General features: G+C 67.4%; 16 protein-coding genes. 13 read left to right on the plus strand and 3 right to left on the minus strand.

Annotated features, from left to right (window positions below; translation table 11 throughout):
• Positions 1-8: 8 nt before the first annotated feature.
• From CY652_RS01080 to CY652_RS01090, 3 genes are read left to right on the plus strand one after another with little or no spacing between them, the layout of a single operon-like run.
• The gene (locus CY652_RS01080; protein WP_102128823.1) at positions 9-1,232 is read left to right on the plus strand and encodes a beta-ketoacyl-[acyl-carrier-protein] synthase family protein; all 1,224 of its coding nucleotides are present in this window, start codon (positions 9-11) and stop codon (positions 1,230-1,232) included.
• A gap of 34 nt (positions 1,233-1,266) precedes the next feature.
• Positions 1,267-1,707: a signal peptidase gene (locus CY652_RS01085; RefSeq protein WP_102128824.1), complete on the plus strand. Its 441-nt coding sequence runs from the start codon at positions 1,267-1,269 to the stop codon at positions 1,705-1,707.
• A gap of 21 nt (positions 1,708-1,728) precedes the next feature.
• Complete coding sequence (locus CY652_RS01090; protein WP_258002134.1) at positions 1,729-2,184, plus strand: excinuclease ABC subunit A; 456 nt, start codon at positions 1,729-1,731, stop codon at positions 2,182-2,184.
• 34 nt (positions 2,185-2,218) lie between these two features.
• Here the strand turns inward: CY652_RS01090 and CY652_RS01095 are convergent, their stop codons facing one another.
• On the minus strand, positions 2,219-2,938 hold the full coding sequence (locus CY652_RS01095; RefSeq protein WP_102128825.1) for a class I SAM-dependent methyltransferase: 720 nt from the start codon (positions 2,936-2,938) through the stop codon (positions 2,219-2,221).
• 130 nt (positions 2,939-3,068) lie between these two features.
• Between CY652_RS01095 and CY652_RS01100 the strand changes: the two genes are divergently transcribed.
• The 3 genes from CY652_RS01100 (at position 3,069) to CY652_RS01110 (ending at position 7,023) form a co-directional block, all read left to right on the plus strand.
• The gene (locus tag CY652_RS01100; protein ID WP_374703614.1) at positions 3,069-4,340 is read left to right on the plus strand and encodes an NAD(P)/FAD-dependent oxidoreductase; all 1,272 of its coding nucleotides are present in this window, start codon (positions 3,069-3,071) and stop codon (positions 4,338-4,340) included.
• Positions 4,341-4,485: 145 nt separating this feature from the next.
• Positions 4,486-5,376, plus strand: a complete 891-nt coding sequence (locus CY652_RS01105; protein ID WP_102128827.1) for a proteasome-type protease — start codon at positions 4,486-4,488, stop codon at positions 5,374-5,376.
• A 216-nt stretch (positions 5,377-5,592) separates the two neighbouring features.
• Positions 5,593-7,023, plus strand: a complete 1,431-nt coding sequence (locus CY652_RS01110) for a sugar efflux transporter (RefSeq protein ID WP_258002135.1) — start codon at positions 5,593-5,595, stop codon at positions 7,021-7,023.
• Between the two features lie 121 nt (positions 7,024-7,144).
• On the opposite strand, the gene CY652_RS01115 is transcribed toward CY652_RS01110, so the two are convergent.
• Together CY652_RS01115 and CY652_RS01120 are read right to left on the minus strand one after the other, a co-directional pair.
• On the minus strand, positions 7,145-8,662 hold the full coding sequence (locus tag CY652_RS01115; RefSeq protein ID WP_102128828.1) for an MFS transporter: 1,518 nt from the start codon (positions 8,660-8,662) through the stop codon (positions 7,145-7,147).
• A 152-nt stretch (positions 8,663-8,814) separates the two neighbouring features.
• Complete coding sequence (locus CY652_RS01120) at positions 8,815-9,294, minus strand: hypothetical protein (protein WP_102128829.1); 480 nt, start codon at positions 9,292-9,294, stop codon at positions 8,815-8,817.
• 581 nt (positions 9,295-9,875) lie between these two features.
• Between CY652_RS01120 and CY652_RS01125 the strand changes: the two genes are divergently transcribed.
• The 7 genes from CY652_RS01125 (at position 9,876) to CY652_RS01150 (ending at position 17,035) form a co-directional block, all read left to right on the plus strand.
• Positions 9,876-11,441, plus strand: a complete 1,566-nt coding sequence (locus CY652_RS01125; RefSeq protein ID WP_102128830.1) for an NADH-quinone oxidoreductase subunit M — start codon at positions 9,876-9,878, stop codon at positions 11,439-11,441.
• Positions 11,442-11,488: 47 nt separating this feature from the next.
• The gene (locus CY652_RS24330; protein ID WP_180970363.1) at positions 11,489-11,680 is read left to right on the plus strand and encodes a hypothetical protein; all 192 of its coding nucleotides are present in this window, start codon (positions 11,489-11,491) and stop codon (positions 11,678-11,680) included.
• A gap of 71 nt (positions 11,681-11,751) precedes the next feature.
• A complete protein-coding gene (gene cyoA, locus CY652_RS01130; RefSeq protein WP_102128831.1) occupies positions 11,752-12,648 on the plus strand; it encodes a ubiquinol oxidase subunit II in 897 nt (298 codons plus the stop codon).
• 6 nt (positions 12,649-12,654) lie between these two features.
• Complete coding sequence (gene cyoB / locus CY652_RS01135) at positions 12,655-14,676, plus strand: cytochrome o ubiquinol oxidase subunit I (RefSeq protein ID WP_102128832.1); 2,022 nt, start codon at positions 12,655-12,657, stop codon at positions 14,674-14,676.
• A 3-nt stretch (positions 14,677-14,679) separates the two neighbouring features.
• Entirely contained in the window at positions 14,680-15,297 is a 618-nt protein-coding gene (cyoC, locus tag CY652_RS01140) for a cytochrome o ubiquinol oxidase subunit III (protein WP_102128833.1), read from the plus strand.
• On the plus strand, positions 15,298-15,633 hold the full coding sequence (gene cyoD / locus CY652_RS01145) for a cytochrome o ubiquinol oxidase subunit IV (RefSeq protein ID WP_102128834.1): 336 nt from the start codon (positions 15,298-15,300) through the stop codon (positions 15,631-15,633).
• Positions 15,634-15,937: 304 nt separating this feature from the next.
• The gene (locus CY652_RS01150) at positions 15,938-17,035 is read left to right on the plus strand and encodes an NADH:flavin oxidoreductase/NADH oxidase (protein WP_102128835.1); all 1,098 of its coding nucleotides are present in this window, start codon (positions 15,938-15,940) and stop codon (positions 17,033-17,035) included.
• The last annotated feature ends 5 nt before the right edge of the window (positions 17,036-17,040 follow it).

Genomic DNA, 17,040 nt, shown 5'->3' on the forward strand with positions numbered 1-17,040 from the left:
GGCGCGGCATGGCGCGCGTGGTCGTGACGGGCATGGGCATCGTCTCGTGTCTCGGCAACGCGCTCGACGCGGTGTCGGAGGCGCTGCGCGCGCGGCGCAGCGGCATTTCCCGCGTCGAGGCCTGGTGCGAGCGCGGCTTCGCGAGCCAGGTCGCGGGCGTGGCGTCGGTCGCCGGCGAACCCGCGTTCGAGCGCCGGTTCGAGCGTTTCATGGGCGACACGGCGCGCTTCGCGTGCCATGCCACGCGCAAGGCCATCGACGACGCGGGGCTCGCCCCCGACGCGCTGCGCTCGCCCCGGGCCGGCGCCGTGATCGGGTCGGGCGTCGGTTCGCTGGCGAATTACGACGCGGCGATCGCGATCGCCGCCGCGCGCGGTCCCGACCGGGTGCCGCCATACGCGGTTCCGCACGCGATGAGCAGCACGGCGTCGGCGAACGTCGCGCAGACGTTCGGCCTCGAGGGCGTGAGCTACACGCCGTCGTCGGCCTGCACGAGCGGCGCGCTCGCCATCGGCCAGGCCCTGCAACTGATCCAGACGGGGCGCCAGCAGATCGTTCTCGCGGGCGGCAGCGAGGCGCTGCACGACAACATGACGATGCTGTTCGACGCGATGGGCGCGCTGTCGCGGCGGTTCAACGACACGCCGCAGCGCGCGTCGCGTCCCTACGATGCGGACCGCGACGGCTTCGTGATCGGTTCGGGCGCCGGCGTGCTCGTGCTCGAATCGCTCGACCACGCGCTCGCGCGCGGCGCGCGCATCCACGCGGAACTGCTCGGCTTCGGCCAGTGCACGGACGGCGCCGGTATGGTGACGCCGCGCGCCGCCGGCATCGCCCGGGCGCTGCGCGCCGCGCTCGACGAAGCGGGCCGGCTGCCCGACTACGTGAACACGCATGCGCCGTCGACGCCGCTCGGCGACCTCGAGGAGCTGACCGCGCTGCGCGACGCGTTCGGCGGCGCGACGCGCGTGCCGCCGTTTTCGTCGACGAAGGGATCGACCGGCCATCCGCTCGGCGCGAGCGGCGCGCACGAGGCGATCTACACGCTCCTGATGATGCGCGACGGCTTCATGGCCGGCAATGCCGCGCTCGAACGGGCGGATGCGGGGTTGGGCGACATGCCGCTCGTCAGGCGCGCGCGCGAGGCGCGGCTGCGGGCGGCGATGTCGGTGTCGTTCGGGTTCGGGGGAAGCTGCGCGAGCCTGATGTTCGGTGCCTGGGAAGGCACGTGACGTTTCACTGCAACGTTGATAAGGAAAACAGAAGATGAGAACAAGGAACGCTTTCATGCTGGCCGCCACGACGCTGGCCGTTTTCGCGCTGGGCGGATGCGCCACGCAGGTCAGGTCGCTGCCGCTCGCGCCCGTTACCGGCAGCGATGCGGGCACGCAGGACGTGGCGCTTTATTTCGGGGACGAGGCGCATCCGCCCGTCACGCACGAGATCGGCCGCGTGGAGACCCCGGCGCGCATCGCGCGCCAGACCGAGGGAGCCGAGGTTGCCTGCCGCGAAGCGATCGGCCAGGCGCTGGAGAGCCTGCGCGCCGATGCGCGTAGACGCGGCGGTAACGCCGTCGTCGGCATCGAAACGCACTTCCATTCGACGAAGACCACGTCGTCGAGCGAGTACCTCTGCGGCGTGAGTCCCAGCGCCGCCGCGCTTCGTATCAGCGGCGAGGTGGTCGTGCTCGGACAGGGTTCCAACTGATAGAGAACAGGAGACCCAACCATGAAAACCATCCGACTGCACGCCGTTGCCGCGCTGACGACCGCCTGTCTGGCCGCCGCGGCCTTTTCGCCGTCCGCTTTCGCGCGCGACACCATCGAGAGCTATTCCGTGGACGAGGCGCTGCATAGCGAACCCGGCATCGTGGAAGACGACGTGGCGCTCTATTTCGCGGGTCAGCCGCATCCGGCCGTGGCGAATTCGCTCGGCGAGGCCGCCACGAACAGAAAGACGAACGCGTTGGGCAAGGGCGACGAGCCGGCCTGCCAGCACGTGTTCCTGTCGGCCGTGCGTGCGCTGCAGGATCGCGCGCGCCGCGACGGCGGCAACGCCGTCATCGACATTCGCAGCAACTACCGCGGCGACGAGACGAGCAGCCCGACGACGTTCGTCTGCGGCGCCGGCGTGTTCGTGGCCGGCGTGGCGCTCAAGGGGGAGGTGGTGACGCTGCGCAGGTAGGGCGGCCGCCGTCCGCTGCCGCTCCCGTCTTGCGCTAGTCGATCCGCGTCGCCGCGACGTTGACGAGCGTTTCGCGGCGCTTGCCGGGTTGCGGGCGGTGCAGGCCGAGCCGTTCGAGGAGACCGAAATCGGCGGCGCGGCTCCACCAGAGATAGGGCAGCGACACGTTCTGCGGGCCGAACGCGAAGCCCGCGCGGCGAATCATGTCGAGGTAGCCGTCGGCGCTTTTCTGGACGTCCATCGGATGGCGGAACAGCAGCCGGATGACCCACGACCTGATGTAGGCGTCGGTCGATTCGGCGAACAGCAGGACGCCGCCCGGCTTGAGCACGCGACGGAATTCGGCGAGCGAACGGTCCTGGTCGACGAGGTGATGGAACGTCTGGTGGCAGAACACGACGTCGACGCTCGCCTCGGGAATCGGCAGGTTCGCGCAGTCGCCGGCGAACAGTTCGACCGGAGCCGGGCAGGTTTTCGCCGCGCGGCGCGCCAGCTCGAGCGACGGCTCGTGGAAGTCGACGCCGACGATGCGGCCCGGACGGAACGCCCCGGCGAGCAGCCGGAACGACTTGCCCTGGCCGCAGCCGACGTCGGCGACGACGGGGTTGGGCGGCAGGGGCGTGTCGACGAGCCGTTTCAGGTCGTCGATCGCGACGCGCAGGACATGGTGCTCCCACGTATGCGTACGCAGGAACCAGAGGCCGAACGCGGTTTCCGGCACGAACGGCGCAGCGGACATTTCGGTTGACGGCATGGGACGCGCTCCGGGCCGGGTTCGGCTCTGTTGGGTTGGGCGTCATTGTAATGGCACGCGCACGCCATGCGAAAGCATGGCGCGCCGATGGCGCCGGCCGCGGCCGGCGCGAACGACAGACGAGGACAATTTGAACAACGTTTCGAAGCGGAATCTGCAGGACGTGGACGTCGAGGTGGCGGTGATCGGCGCGGGGCCGTCGGGGGCCGTCGCCGCGGCGCTGCTCAGGCGCGCGGGCCGTTCGGTGCTCGTGCTCGAGCGCGAGCGTTTCCCGCGCTTCTCGATCGGCGAGAGCCTGCTGCCGCAGAGCATGGCGTATCTGGAGGAAGCGGGGATGCTCCAGGCCGTCGTCGAGGCGGGCTTTCAGTACAAGAACGGCGCGTGGTTCGTGCATCGCGACCGGTCGTCGTCGTTCGACTTTCGGGAAAAGCATTCGCCGGGTTGGGGCACGACCTATCAGGTCGAGCGTGCCGCGTTCGACGATCTGCTGATCCGCTGCGCGGCGGCCCAGGGGGCCGAGGTGCGGTTCGGGCACACGGTGCGGACCATGCAGCCGGGCGTAGCGCCCCGGCTCGAGGTCGCGGACGAGGCGGGCGCAACGTACCGCGTGAACGCGCGCTTCGTGCTCGACGCGAGCGGGTTCGGCCGCGTGCTGCCGCGGCTGCTCGATCTCGAGGCGCCGACCCGCCTGCCGGCGCGCGCGGCGCTCTTTTCGCACGTCCGCGACGCGAGGCCGGCGGGCTCGGGCGAGCGCGACAAGATCTGCGTCGCCGTGCATCCCGAGCGGCGCGACGTCTGGTTCTGGCTGATTCCGCTGGCCGGCGCGCGGGCCTCGGTCGGATGCGTGGCCGAGGCGGCTTTTTTCGACGGGTCCGAGGCGGACCGCGAGGCGCGGCTGCGCCGCCTGATCAACGAGGAACCGACGCTCGCGCGACTGATCGGCGACGCGCCGTTCCTGATGCCCGTGCGTCATCTTGGCGGCTATTCCGCGAACGTCGGGCGGCTATACGGACCGGGGTATGCGCTGCTCGGCAACGCCGGCGAGTTTCTCGACCCGGTCTTCTCGTCGGGCGTCACGATCGCGCTGAAGTCGGCGCATCTCGCGACGCGGACGCTGGTCCGCCAGTTGCAGGGCGGGACGGTCGACTGGCAGGCGGACTACGAAGTGCCGCTGCGCAAGGGCATCGATACGTTCCGGGCGTTCGTCGAGCGCTGGTATTCCGGCGTGTTGCAGGACGTCGTGTTCCATCCGGACCAGACGCCGGCGATTCGCGCGATGATCAGCTCGGTGCTCGCCGGCTACGCGTGGGACGAGTCGAATCCGTTCGTCGCCGAACCGGGGCGGCGGCTCGACGTGCTGCGCGAAGTCTGCGTGCAGGCCGCGCCGGCGGCAGCCGGCTGATCCGCCGCGTCCGGCCCGCTTCGTCTGCCCCGTTCGCCCGCCGGAGCCCGCAACCGGTTGTGATAAAGTGCTTCGCCACAGGGGGTCGATTCTCAGGGTGAAGTCGTATGGCGGTCGGATTGCGCGGGATGCGGGGGGGCGAGTCGTGACGTATTGCGTCGCAATGTCGATGGACGAGGGGCTCGTGTTCCTCTCGGACACGCGCACCAACGCGGGTGTCGACCACGTCAGCACGTCGCGCAAGATGGCGGTGTTCGAGGAGCCCGGCGAGCGCGTGATGGTGCTGCTCGTCGCCGGCAATCTCGCCATCACGCAGGCTACGCTGCAGGTGCTCGAGGAGTCGCACGCCGACGGGCGGCCCACGCTCTGGAGCGCGCCCACGATGGTCGAGGCCGCGCGCGTCGTGGGCGAGGCGGTGCGCGAGGTGTACCGGCGCGACGCCCAGGCGCTCAAGTCCTTCGACATCGACTTCAATTGCAGCTTCATCCTCGGCGGACAGGTGCGCGGCCAGCCGATGCGGCTTTTCATGATCTACGCGGCCGGCAACTTCATCGAGACCTCGGCCGTCAACCCGTACTTCCAGATCGGCGAAGCGAAGTACGGCAAGCCGATCATCGACCGCGTGCTGACGCCTTCGACGTCGCTCGACGAGGCCGCGAAATGCGCGCTGATTTCGATGGATTCGACGCTGCGCTCGAATCTTTCGGTCGGCTTGCCGCTCGATCTGCTCGTCTACGAGCGCGATTCGCTGCGCATTACGCGCTACGCGTCGCTCGACCAGTCGAATACCTACTTCCAGATGATTCATTCGACCTGGGGCGAGCGGCTGCGCCAGGTGTTCGGCGAGATTCCGAATCCGGCCTGGGGCGAGGCCGGCGACGTGCCGCGCCGCGGCCGCGAGGCGTTCGCGACGGTGCCGCGCGCGACGCCCGGCGGCGGCCAGTCGGCCGTCGATCCGTGGCCGGAGCAGACGCTCGCGCAGGCCGGCTCCGGGGAGCCCGCGCAGGCGCCGCCGGCGCCGTCCTCCGGCACGTGACTTGCGGCAACGCCGCGCGCGGACGGCGTTGCCACGGTTGCCCGGCGCCCCGCCCGGCAACCGTCTCCGACCGGCTTCCCGACCGTTCACCGCCTCGCACGGGCCGCCGCGCCCTTGCACGACGGCCTGATCCGGCCGGATAATGCGCGGTCGATCCGGCCGCGATTTCGCCGTTGCCGCGCCGCCCGATCGTTTCCCGCCACTTTCCGCCGCGCTGTGTTCACCAACTCGCGTTTTTTCGAGCTTCTGCGCATTCCCGGTTTCACGCCGCTCGCGGGCGCCGCGTTGATGCTCGGCGTGGCGATGTCGTTCACCGCCCCTTACCTGTCGCTCTTCGGCATCGAACGCGCCGGCATGACGCCGTTGCGGCTCGGCATCTTCATGACCGTCATCGCGACGAGCGGCGTGCTCGCGAGCACGGCAGCCGGCCGCTGGTGCGACGCGACGGGGCGGCACCGGCCGCTGCTGCTCGCGTCGCTCTGCGCGGCCGCGCTCGGCTATCTGTGCCTGTGCGTGCTGCGCGACTACCGCGCGCTGCTGGCGGTCGGCATCGTCTTCATCGGCGCCGGCGGCTCGGCGCTCTCGCTCGTGTTTTCGTTCAGCCGCGCGGCGCTGCCCGCCGTCGACGACGCGCAACGCACGTTCGCGAGCGCGACGCTGCGCACGATCCTTTCGGCCGCCTGGGTGTTCGGTCCGGCCGTCGGCGCGCTGGTGCTGGCCGCCTCGGGTTTTTACGGCCTGTTCCTGTTCGCGGCCGCGAGCTTCGCCGCGTGCGCGGCGATTGTCTGGCGCATGCGCGAGCCGCGCGCGGACCCGGTGGACGAGCACGCCACGCAGCATCTCGCACCGCGTCCGCAGCCGTCTTCGTCGTCCCGGCCGATGCCGGGCCCGCAGCCTCAGGCGCAGGCGGCCGCCGTGGAGCCGGGCGCGCTGCCCGGCGTCGGGGCCGCGGCCGAGCTCTCCGACGGGGAGACGCAGGCCGCCGGCATCGCGCGCGCAACGGCGGCGCGGCGCGCGGCGCCGGCCGTCGACGCGTCGGCCCACGACATCATGCGCGCCATCGTCGCGCTGACGCTGATCGGCCTCGCCGCCAACGCGACGATGATCGTGTTGCCGCTCTACATCGTGCACGGCCTGAGGGGCTCGCACCTTCAGGTGTCGATCATGCTGGGGCTCGGCGCGCTGATGGAGATTCCGATGATGCTCGCGCTCGGCGCGCGGGCCTCGAAGCTGCACAAGCCGCACTGGCTGGCGGCCTGCGCGAGCGTGCATGCCGTGTATTTCCTCGCGATGGCGCTCGCGCCGAACGTGCATGCGCTGATCCCGATGCAGGTTCTCAATGCGTTCGTCGTTGCGGTGACGTCGTGTCTCGGCATGACCTACGTGCAGGACCTGATGCCGGATTCGCCGGGGCGCGCGACGGCGCTGTTCTTCAACGCGTCGCGCGTCGGGTCGATTCTCTCGGGCGTGCTCTCGGGCTTGCTGGTGCAGGCGCTCGGCTATCGCGGCACGTTCGTCTGCTGTGCCGCGCTCGCGCTGTGCGCGCTCGTGCTGTTCGCGGTGCCGGGCGAGTATTACGGGCGGATGGCGCGGGCGTTGGGCCGGCGCATCGCGCGCGGGCTGGACCGCGGACGGACACGGCGGTGAAACGGGCGCGCCGGCTGGGCGCCCGGTTCTGCCGCCGTCCGCACGCCGCTCTGGGGGCGCGAGCCCGGGAGTCTGAGGGGACGCCGTGCCGGGTCCGGGCCGGCGCGGGCCGCTGCGCGAACTAGAGGCTTGCTGCCGTCTCGTCGCGATGGGTCTGGCGTTCCGGGCGCCCGGCGGTCGGCGCGGGCGGATCGACGTCGGTCGGGGATTCGAAGTCTTCGGCGTCCACGTCGTAGCCCGACGGCTCCCAGCGGATCGCGAGCAGCGCGATCAGCCCGCAGAGCGGCGCGAGCGCGATGATCCAGAACACCTTCGTATGGAGCGCGGCCGCCAGCACCGGGAACAGGAACAGCGACACGGTCGAGCTCGCGCGCATCAGCGTCTGGTTGAGACCGACGCCGACGCCGCGCAGCGAAGTCGGGTAGGCGAGCGAGGCGAACGTCATGCTGTGCGAGCCTGGCCCGATGCCCTGGCCGAGCAGGAACGCGGCGAGCAGCGCCACCGCGCTGGCGACGGCGATGCCCGTCGCGGGCTTGCCGACGATCGCGAGTCCGACGAGCGCGGCGAACTGGATGACGTAGCCGAGCACGGTCAGCGGCCATGCGCCGACGCGCGGCACGATGCGCACCGAAACGAGCCCGCCGACGAAGGCGAAGCCGAGGTTGAGCACGAGCGAGGCGAGGATCGTGGTTAGCATCGACTGCGCGAGGAAGCTCGAGAGGATGACGGGCAGGCCGAAGGCCACGGCGTTGTAGGCGAACGAGGACGCGACGCCGATCACCGTCGCGAGCACGGTGCGCCGCCGGTAGACGCCGCGCAGCAGCGCGCCGTAGTTGCGCCAGGCGGCCCGGTGCGGGGCGGCGGAATGGGCGGGCGCGTCGTCGGCGAGCGCGGCGTCGATGCCGTAGGCGCGCTTGAGGATGCGGGCGGCCGAGGTCAGATCGCCCTGGTTCGCGGCCCACACGGGCGACTCGCTGATGTAGCGGCTGCGCACGGCGATGATGACGAGCGCGGGCACGGCGCCGAAGCCGAGCGTGATCCTCCACAGCAGTCCCTCGTGCGCGGCGGGCAGGCTCGAGTAGAACGCAAGCACGAGCAGGTACGACACGCTGATCGCCGCGTACCAGACGGGGCACCACATCGCGACGCGCGCGGCCTTGTTGCCGCGTCCGGCCAGGCGCGAGAACTCGGCGAGGAACGCCATCGCCACCGGCAGGTCGATGCCGACGCCGAGCCCCATCACGAAGCGCGCGCCGCCGAGCACCCAGGCGTTCGGCGCGAACGCGCAGGCGAGCGCGGCGACGACGAAAAAGAACATGTCGGCCATGAACACGCGATAGCGGCCGATGCGGTCGGTCAGAAAGCCGCCGATGAACGCGCCGACGATGGCGCCGAACGTGATGGCCGAGGCGACGAAGCCGGCGCCGGTCGGGCTCAGCGCGAACTCGCGCGATATGTCCTTCATGCCGAACGCGAGCGCGCCGAGGTCGTAGGCGTCGAGAAACACGCCGCCGAGCGCGATGGCGACGACGATGCGGGCGTGGCTGCCGCGCGCGGCGCCGTCGTTGACGAGCTGCGAGACGTCGGCGGCCGAGCGGATGACGGGCCGCGAGGCGGGTAGGGTAGCGGAGGAGTTCATGCGGGGACGCCCGGTCGGGGCGGTAAAAACGGATAACGCGTGATCCTAACGGTCGCGGCGAAGGCGGCCAAATCGTTTTTCGTCATGAGCTCATGCCATGCGGCGGCGGGAGCCGCCGTGCCGGCGCTACGGCCGGTTTCGGCGCGGGTTCGTCAGTGCATGTAGGTCACGCGCCGCTCGCGGGCGCGCAATTCGAGGCCCGCGTCGAGCAGCGCGATGGCGAACCAGCGGGCGATCTTGAGCACGCCGCTTGCACCGGCCGGCGGCAGCCAGTCGTTGAGGATCTGCATGGCCGCCTCGCTGCGCGTGGACTGGAGAAGGGCGATGGTCTGCAGCAGCGAGGCTTCGTCGTGGGCGAGCTCGGTGGCGCAGCGGCAGCGCGTGTCGAGCGGCCGGTTCGACGCGCATTGCAGCGCGGCCATCAGCAGGTCGAAGTGGCCGATGCCCTCGATGCGCAGCCCGGCCTCGGCCAGCGTGCCGTGCCAGCTTGCACGGTTGCCGTGGGCGTCGCAGTGCGGCCGCAGCCATGTGCGCACCGCCTGCAGCACGACCTGTTCGGCGGTATCGGCATACGGCGCGAACGGGTCGTCGGGCAGCGTGTCATCGGCGGTGAACGGGTTCTGGTAGTTCATGTGACCTCCGGCGGGCGCGGGCCGCCGGCGCGCCGATGGGCGGTGCGCCGGGCTCACGCGATGCATGGGAGGATGATCGCCCGAATCATTCTTAAATGCAAATGATTCTCATTTAAATTTGTTACTGCGGAATCGCGTAGACGTAGAAAGAAGGGTGCGTCCCGTCCCCGTCTGCCGATGCGAAAGTAATGAAACTTAAATAGATATGAAATTATAATGTACGGATTTGCCGGGCGCCGCCTGGCGCGCCCCGTTGGGCGAATGGCGCCGAAGTACCGCAGTTGGCCTGGCGAAAAGCCCGTTCGACAGCCGGTCGGCGGCTTTTGGAGTAAAACATAAATTCCGCAAAAACAATGACTTGTAACAATATGCAAATATAGTTTGGTTGCTGCGCTGCAAAACTCCCGTTTTCCGATTACGCTCGTTAACCCTTGAGCCCCTGCTGTGCTTCGCCGGGCAGCTAACGCTTTCATTACGACCCGGCGGCCGCGGGCATCGCTCGACGTGGAGCTTTCGTTTTCATTGCGCGCCGTGCCGGCGCCCATGACGCTACTGACTACGTATTTTTAAGGTCTCGTCGAATGCAATCCGTTCCGTTTCTGAGTCTGGCGATCTGGATTCCCATCCTGTTCGGTGTCATCGTGCTGCGCGTCGGTTCGGACGACCACCCGCAACGCGCGCGCTGGCTGGCCCTGATCGGCGCGATCGTCGGCCTGCTGGTGACGCTGCCGCTCATCAGCGGCTTCGACAATCACGCGAACGCCATGCAGTTCGTCGAGTTCCACAACTGGCTGCCGCAGTTCGGCGTGGGCTACCGCCTCGGCATCGACGGCATCTCGATGTGGCTCGTCGTGCTGACCGCCTTCACGACGCTCGCCATCGTGCTCGCCTCGTGGGTTTCGATCACCGAGCGCGTCGCGCAATACTTCGGCGCGTTCCTGATCCTCTCCGGCCTGATGGTCGGCACGTTCGCGACGCTCGACGGCATGCTCTTCTACGTGTTCTTCGAGGCGACGCTGATCCCGCTGTACCTGCTGATCGGTAGCTGGGGCCGCGCCAACCGCAGCTATGCGGCGGTGCGGTTCTTCTTCTTCTCGTTCGGCGGCTCGCTGCTCATGCTCGTCGCCATGATCTATCTGTACAGCCAGTCGCATACCTTCGACATGGCCGCCTGGCGCGCGCTGAGGCTCGGCTTCACGCCGCAGGTGCTCGTTTTCATCGGTTTCTTCGCGGCGTTCGCGGTGAAGCTGCCGATGTGGCCGGTCCATACCTGGCTGCCCGACGTGCACCTCGAGGCGCCGACCGGCGCCTCGGTCATGCTCGCCATGCTCAAGCTGGGCGGCTACGGCTTTTTGCGCTTTACGCTGCCGATCACGCCCGATGCGAGCCACTTCTTCGCGCCCGTCATGATCACGCTGTCGCTGATCGCGGTGATCTACGCGAGCCTGCTCGCGCTCGTGCAGACCGACATGAGCAAGCTGCTCGCGTACTCGACGATCGCGCACATGGGCCTCGTCACGCTCGGCCTCTTCCTCTTCAACCAGATCGGCGCCGAAGGCGCGGTCGTCCAGATGATCTCGTACGGCATCGTCTCGGGCGCGATGCTGCTGTGCATCGGCGCGCTCTACGACCGCACCCAGACGCGCTCGATCGACGCCTACGGCGGCGTGGCCAACACGATGCCGCGCCTCGCGGTGTTCGTGATGCTGTTCTCGATGGCGAACGTGGGCCTGCCGGGCACCTCGGGCTTCGTCGGCGAATTCATGGTCATCATGGGCGCCATCCGCTTCAATTTCTGGATCGGCGCGCTGACCGCGACGACCGTCGTCCTGAGCGCCGCGTACACGCTGTGGATGTACAAGCGCGTGATATTCGGCGCGGTCGCGAACGCGAGCGTCGCGAAGCTGGCCGACATCGGCGGCCGCGAGTCGCTGGTGTTCGCCTCGCTGGCGGCGCTGGTGCTGTGGCTGGGCGTCTATCCGAAGCCCTTCACCGACGCGCTCGACCAGTCCGCCGCGAATCTCGTCGCGCAGGCGGACCGCTCGAAGCAGGTGGTCGACAGCGCCGCCACGCCCGCGCCGGCCGTCGCCCGCGCGACGTCCGTCGACGTTCGCGTCGCGGCCGCGCCGGCGCGCACGCCGGCCTGACGTTAGCGAACGAGGCGGTAGTAAGAAAAGATGAATTGCAGGGTCCGATGATTGATTGGCTGAACCGATCAAATGGCGTTCGGACCCTGCCGGAAGGTTTCGAAAATGTTGTTGTGTTCGAAAGTGCCGCGGCCGGTCCGAGCCACGAAAGACTATGTGACAATGTGTCGCACGGTCTTTTTGGCAAAGATCATTTTCACGATTCGTTGATTCTCGTCAAATATAAAGCGGCTGTATGATGCGGGCGCCCTTACGGCGGGTACGTGGGGGTGGTCGGAATAAATCAACGGATGAAACTCAGGCAAAAGTGATGAAAAGAACGACCTTGAAAAGGTTATTGCTTCCCGTCGGAGCCGGACTGACCCTGTGTCTTTCCGGGTGCAACATGGGCGTGCTCGACCCGAAGGGCAGCGTAGGGGTGGCCGAGAAGTCGCTGATCGCAACCTCGACCTGGGCGATGCTGATCGTCGTGATCCCGGTCATCGTGCTCACGCTGCTGTTCGCGTGGCGCTACCGGGCCAGCAACACCAGCGCCACCTACGCGCCGAAATGGTCGCATTCCACGGCGATCGAAGTCGTCGTCTGGACCATCCCGACGCTGATCATCATCTTCCTCGGCGTCCTGACCTGGAAGACGACGCACGAGCTGGACCCGTACCGGCCGCTCGAATCGAACGTCAAGCCGATCAACGTCGAAGTGGTCGCCCTCGACTGGAAGTGGCTCTTCATCTACCCCGACCTCGGCATCGCGACGGTCAACCAGGTGGCGATGCCGGTCGGCACGCCGGTCAACTTCCTCATTACGTCGGACTCGGTGATGAACTCGTTCTTCATCCCGCAGCTCGGCACCCAGATCTACGCGATGGCTGGCATGCAGACCCGCGTGCACCTGGTGGCCGACGAGGCCGGCAATTACGACGGCGAATCGGCGAACTTCAGCGGCCGCGGTTTCTCGGACATGAAGTTCAAGGCGATCGCGACGTCGCCGGACCAGTTCAACGCCTGGGTCGCGAAGGTCAAGGCATCGCAACAGTCGCTCAGCATGGACGCTTACGACTCGGTCGCGAAGCCTAGCGAAAAGAATCCGGTGCAGTACTTCTCGTCGGTCGACCCGAAGCTGTTCCACAACATCATTGCGAAGTACAACAACGGCCAGGTGATGGACATGCAGAACGCCGCCGCCTGCGGCACGGGTACGAAGGGGTAACGGATCATGTTCGGCAAACTGACATTAGCGGCAATTCCGTTTGATCAGCCCATCATCGTGGGCGCGGGCATCTTCATGGTGCTCGTCGTGGTGGCCGTGCTCGGCGCGATCACCTGGTTCGGCAAATGGAAATATCTGTGGACCGAGTGGCTCACGAGCGTCGATCACAAGAAGCTCGGCGTCATGTACATCATCCTTGCGCTCATCATGCTGCTGCGCGGCTTCGCCGACGCGATCATGATGCGCGCGCAGCAGGCCATGGCGTTCGATTCGCCGGGCTACCTGCCGCCTCACCACTTCGACCAGATCTTCAGCGCGCACGGCGTCATCATGATCTTCTTCATGGCGATGGCGTTCATGGTGGGTCTGATGAACATCGTGGTGCCGCTGCAGATCGGCGCGCGCGACGTGGCGTTCCCGTTCGTCAACTCGCTGTCGTTCTGGATGACCGCGATCAGCGCCATCCTGATCAACATCTCGCTCGTGATCGGCGAGTTCGCGCAGACGGGCTGGCTCGCCTATCCGCCGCTCTCCGAACTGCAGTTCAGTCCGGGCGTGGGCGTCGACTACTACCTGTGGTCGGTGCAGCTCTCGGGCGTCGGCACGCTGCTCACGGGGATCAACTTCTTCGTGACCATCATCAAGATGCGCGCGCCGGGCATGAGCCTCATGAAGATGCCGGTGTTCACGTGGACCGCGCTGTGCACGAACGTGCTGATCATGGCCGCGTTCCCGATCCTGACCGTCACGCTCGCGCTGCTCGGCCTCGACCGCTACCTCGGCATGCACTTCTTCACGAATGACGGCGGCGGCAACGTCATGATGTACCTGAACCTGATCTGGGCCTGGGGTCACCCCGAGGTGTACATCCTGATCCTGCCGGCGTTCGGCGTGTTCTCGGAAGTCGTCGCGACCTACGCGAAGAAGCCGCTGTTCGGCTACAGGACGATGGTGTACGCGACGCTGTCGATCACCGTGCTGTCGTTCCTCGTGTGGCTGCACCACTTCTTCACGATGGGCTCCGGGGCGAACGTCAACGCGTTCTTCGGCATCATGACGATGATCATCGCGATTCCGACCGGCGTGAAGATCTTCAACTGGCTGTTCACGATCTACCGCGGCCGGCTGGAGTTCGGCGCGCCGATTCTCTGGACGATCGGCTTCATGGTGACGTTCACGATCGGCGGGATGACGGGCGTGATGATGGCGATCCCGGGCGCGGACTTCGTGCTCCACAACTCGCTGTTCCTGATCGCGCACTTCCACAACGTGATCATCGGCGGCGTGCTGTTCGGCTATCTCGCAGGCTTCAACTACTGGTTCCCGAAGGCGTTCGGCTTCAAGCTCAACGAAAAGCTCGGCAAGCGCGCGTTCTGGTTCTGGCTCGTCGGCTTCTACGTCGCGTTCATGCCGCTCTACGTGCTCGGCTTCATGGGCATGACGCGCCGGATGGACCACTACGACAATCCGGAATGGCATCCGTGGCTCGTCGTCGCCGCGTTCGGCGCCGTGCTGGTCTTCATCGGCATCCTGCACCAGTTGGCCCAGCTCTACGTGAGCGTGCGCGACCGCAACAAGCCGGAAAACCGCGACCTGACGGGCGATCCGTGGGGCGGCCGCACGCTCGAATGGTCGCTGGCCTCGCCGCCGCCGTCGTATAACTTCGCGATCATTCCGCACGTGAAGTCGCTCGACGAGTTCGCGCACGTCAAGGAAGACGGCCGCGAAGCGACGAGCGCCGCGGAGCTCGAGTACCACGACATCCACATGCCGTCGAACACCGCCGCGGGCCTCATCATCGCCGTGTTCGCCCTGCTGGTCGGCTTCGCTGCGATCTGGCACATCTGGTGGCTGGCGATCGCGAGCTTCGTCGGCATTCTCGGCACCGCGATCATCCATAGCTTCGGCGCGAACGAGGGCTATCACATCCCGGCCGAGACGGTCCGGAAAATAGAGGAAGAGCGCTATCGCGCACTCGCCAGGGCGCGCTCGGGCGACAAGGACCAATTCGAAGCAGTGGAGGCCTAACCGATGTTGCAGAATTCTCATGCCGCCGCGACGGCCGAGGCCGGTCATCACCACGACCATCCGCCTTCGCATTCGGTGTTCGGCTTCTGGCTGTACCTGATGACGGACTGTATCGTCTTCGGGACGCTGTTCGCCGTATTCGCGATCATGCGTACCCAGTTCGCCGGCGGCCCGACGGGCAAGGATCTGTTCGAGCTCTCCGGCGTCGAGATGGAAACCGGCGCGCTGCTGCTGTCGAGCATCACGTACGGTTTCGCGATGATCGGCGCGCACAAGCGCAGCAAGGGCATGGTGCTCGGCTGGCTGATCGTGACGTTCCTCTTCGGCGCGGCCTTCCTGCACTTCGAGCTGGCCGAGTTCAGCCACCTCATCGCCGAAGGCGCGGGCCCGAGCCGCAGCGCGTTCCTCTCGTCGTTCTTCACGCTCGTCGGCACGCACGGCATGCACGTGACCTTCGGCATGATCTGGATGGTCGTGCTGATGCTGCAGGTGGCCACCCGCTCGGGCGAGCTGACCGATCGCGACATCCGCCGCCTCTCGTGCCTGAGCCTTTTCTGGCACTTTCTGGACATCGTCTGGATTTGCGTGTTTTCGTTCGTTTATCTCGGGAGCGTCATCTAAATGGCCAGTTCGCAGCATTCCATTCATGAGGAAGAGAGCCACGGCAGCTTCGGCGGTTACGTCGCCGGGTTCGTGCTCTCGGTGGTGCTGACGGCCGCGTCGTTCTGGGTCGTGCTGCACGGCGGCTTCTCGGCCAGTTCGGGCATCGTCGCGCTGGCTGTGCTCGCGGCGATCCAGATCGTCGTCCACCTCGTGTTCTTCCTGCATCTGAACGCGTCGTCGGGCCAGCGCTGGAACGTGACCGCATTCGCCTTCACCGTGTTGACCGTCGTGATCGTCATCGGCGGCACGCTATGGGTGATGCATAACGTCGCCATGAACATGATGTCGCGCTGAACGCGGCGCTCCTCACTTCAGCTTTATCATCCGTTCTGCGCGCAGTCGAAAACCACGCCGTTCGCGGCCGGTTTTCGCTGCGTACCACAAGACGCCGCCACGGCCCATGCCGATGGCGGCGTTTGACTTTCATGCGTCGGCGTTATCTGCCGGAAAGGCAGGAGGCGGCAAGACGAAAGGCGGCGACGCCCTTCGGATGCCTGTTTCTCGCTCTGTCTCGCGGCCCGCCTGGCGCGCATGATTTTTCAACCCGACGCGGACCGCCGGTGCCGGTGCGGTTTCGCGTCCTGCAGGAGAACAGCCGATGTCCGCCTTGTTCGAACCGTTCAAGCTCAAGGACGTGTCCTTGCGCAACCGTATCGCCGTGCCGCCGATGTGCCAGTACGTGGCCAACGACGGCTTCATCAACGACTGGCACCAGGTTCATCTCGCGGGCCTCGCACGCGGCGGCGCCGGTCTCGTGATCGTCGAGGCGACGGCCGTGTCGCCCGAAGGCCGCATCACCCCGGGCTGCACGGGCCTCTGGAACGACGCCCAGGCCGAGGCTTTCGCTCCCGCCGTGGCCGCCATCAAGGCCGCCGGCGCCGTACCGGGCATCCAGATCGCGCACGCGGGCCGCAAGGCCAGCGCCAACCGTCCCTGGGAAGGCGACGACCACCTGCCCGAAGGCGACCCGCACGGCTGGCAGACCATTGCGCCCTCGGCCGTCCCGTTCGGCGCGAATCTGCCGAAAGTGCCGAAGGCGATGACGCTCGAGGACATCGCGCGCGTGCGCGAGAACTTCGTGGCGGCCGCGCGCCGCGCGCTCGAAGCGGGCTTCGAATGGCTCGAATTGCACTTCGCGCACGGCTATCTCGGCCAGAGCTTCTTCTCGACGCATTCGAATCATCGCACCGACGCCTACGGCGGCAGCTTCGAAAACCGCAGCCGCTTCGTGCTCGAAACGCTGGCCGCCGTGCGCAAGGTCTGGCCCGAGCGCCTGCCGCTGACGGCGCGTTTCGGCGTGATCGAGTACGACGGTCGCGACGAGGAAACGCTTGCCGAATCGATCGAGCTGGCGAAGCGCTTCAAGCGCGAAGGGCTCGACATGCTGAGCGTGAGCGTGGGCTTCTCGACGCCCGACGCGCAGATTCCGTGGGCGCCCGCGTTCCTCGCGCCGATCGCGCAGCGCGTGGGCCGCGAGGCGCAACTGCCGGTGGCTTCCGCCTGGGGCATCGACACGCCCGAACTCGCGCAGAACGCGGTGGCCTCGGGCCAGCTCGACCTCGTGATGGTCGGCCGGGCTCACCTCGCCAATCCGCACTGGGCGTACCGGGCCGCGCGCGAGCTCGGCGTGGAACGCGCGTCGTGGACGCTGCCCGCGCCCTACGCGCACTGGCTCGAACGCTACGCCGTAGAGTAAGCGCG

It is taken from the genome of Burkholderia sp. WAC0059 (genome assembly GCF_002870125.1).
GTDB lineage: Bacteria > Pseudomonadota > Gammaproteobacteria > Burkholderiales > Burkholderiaceae > Paraburkholderia.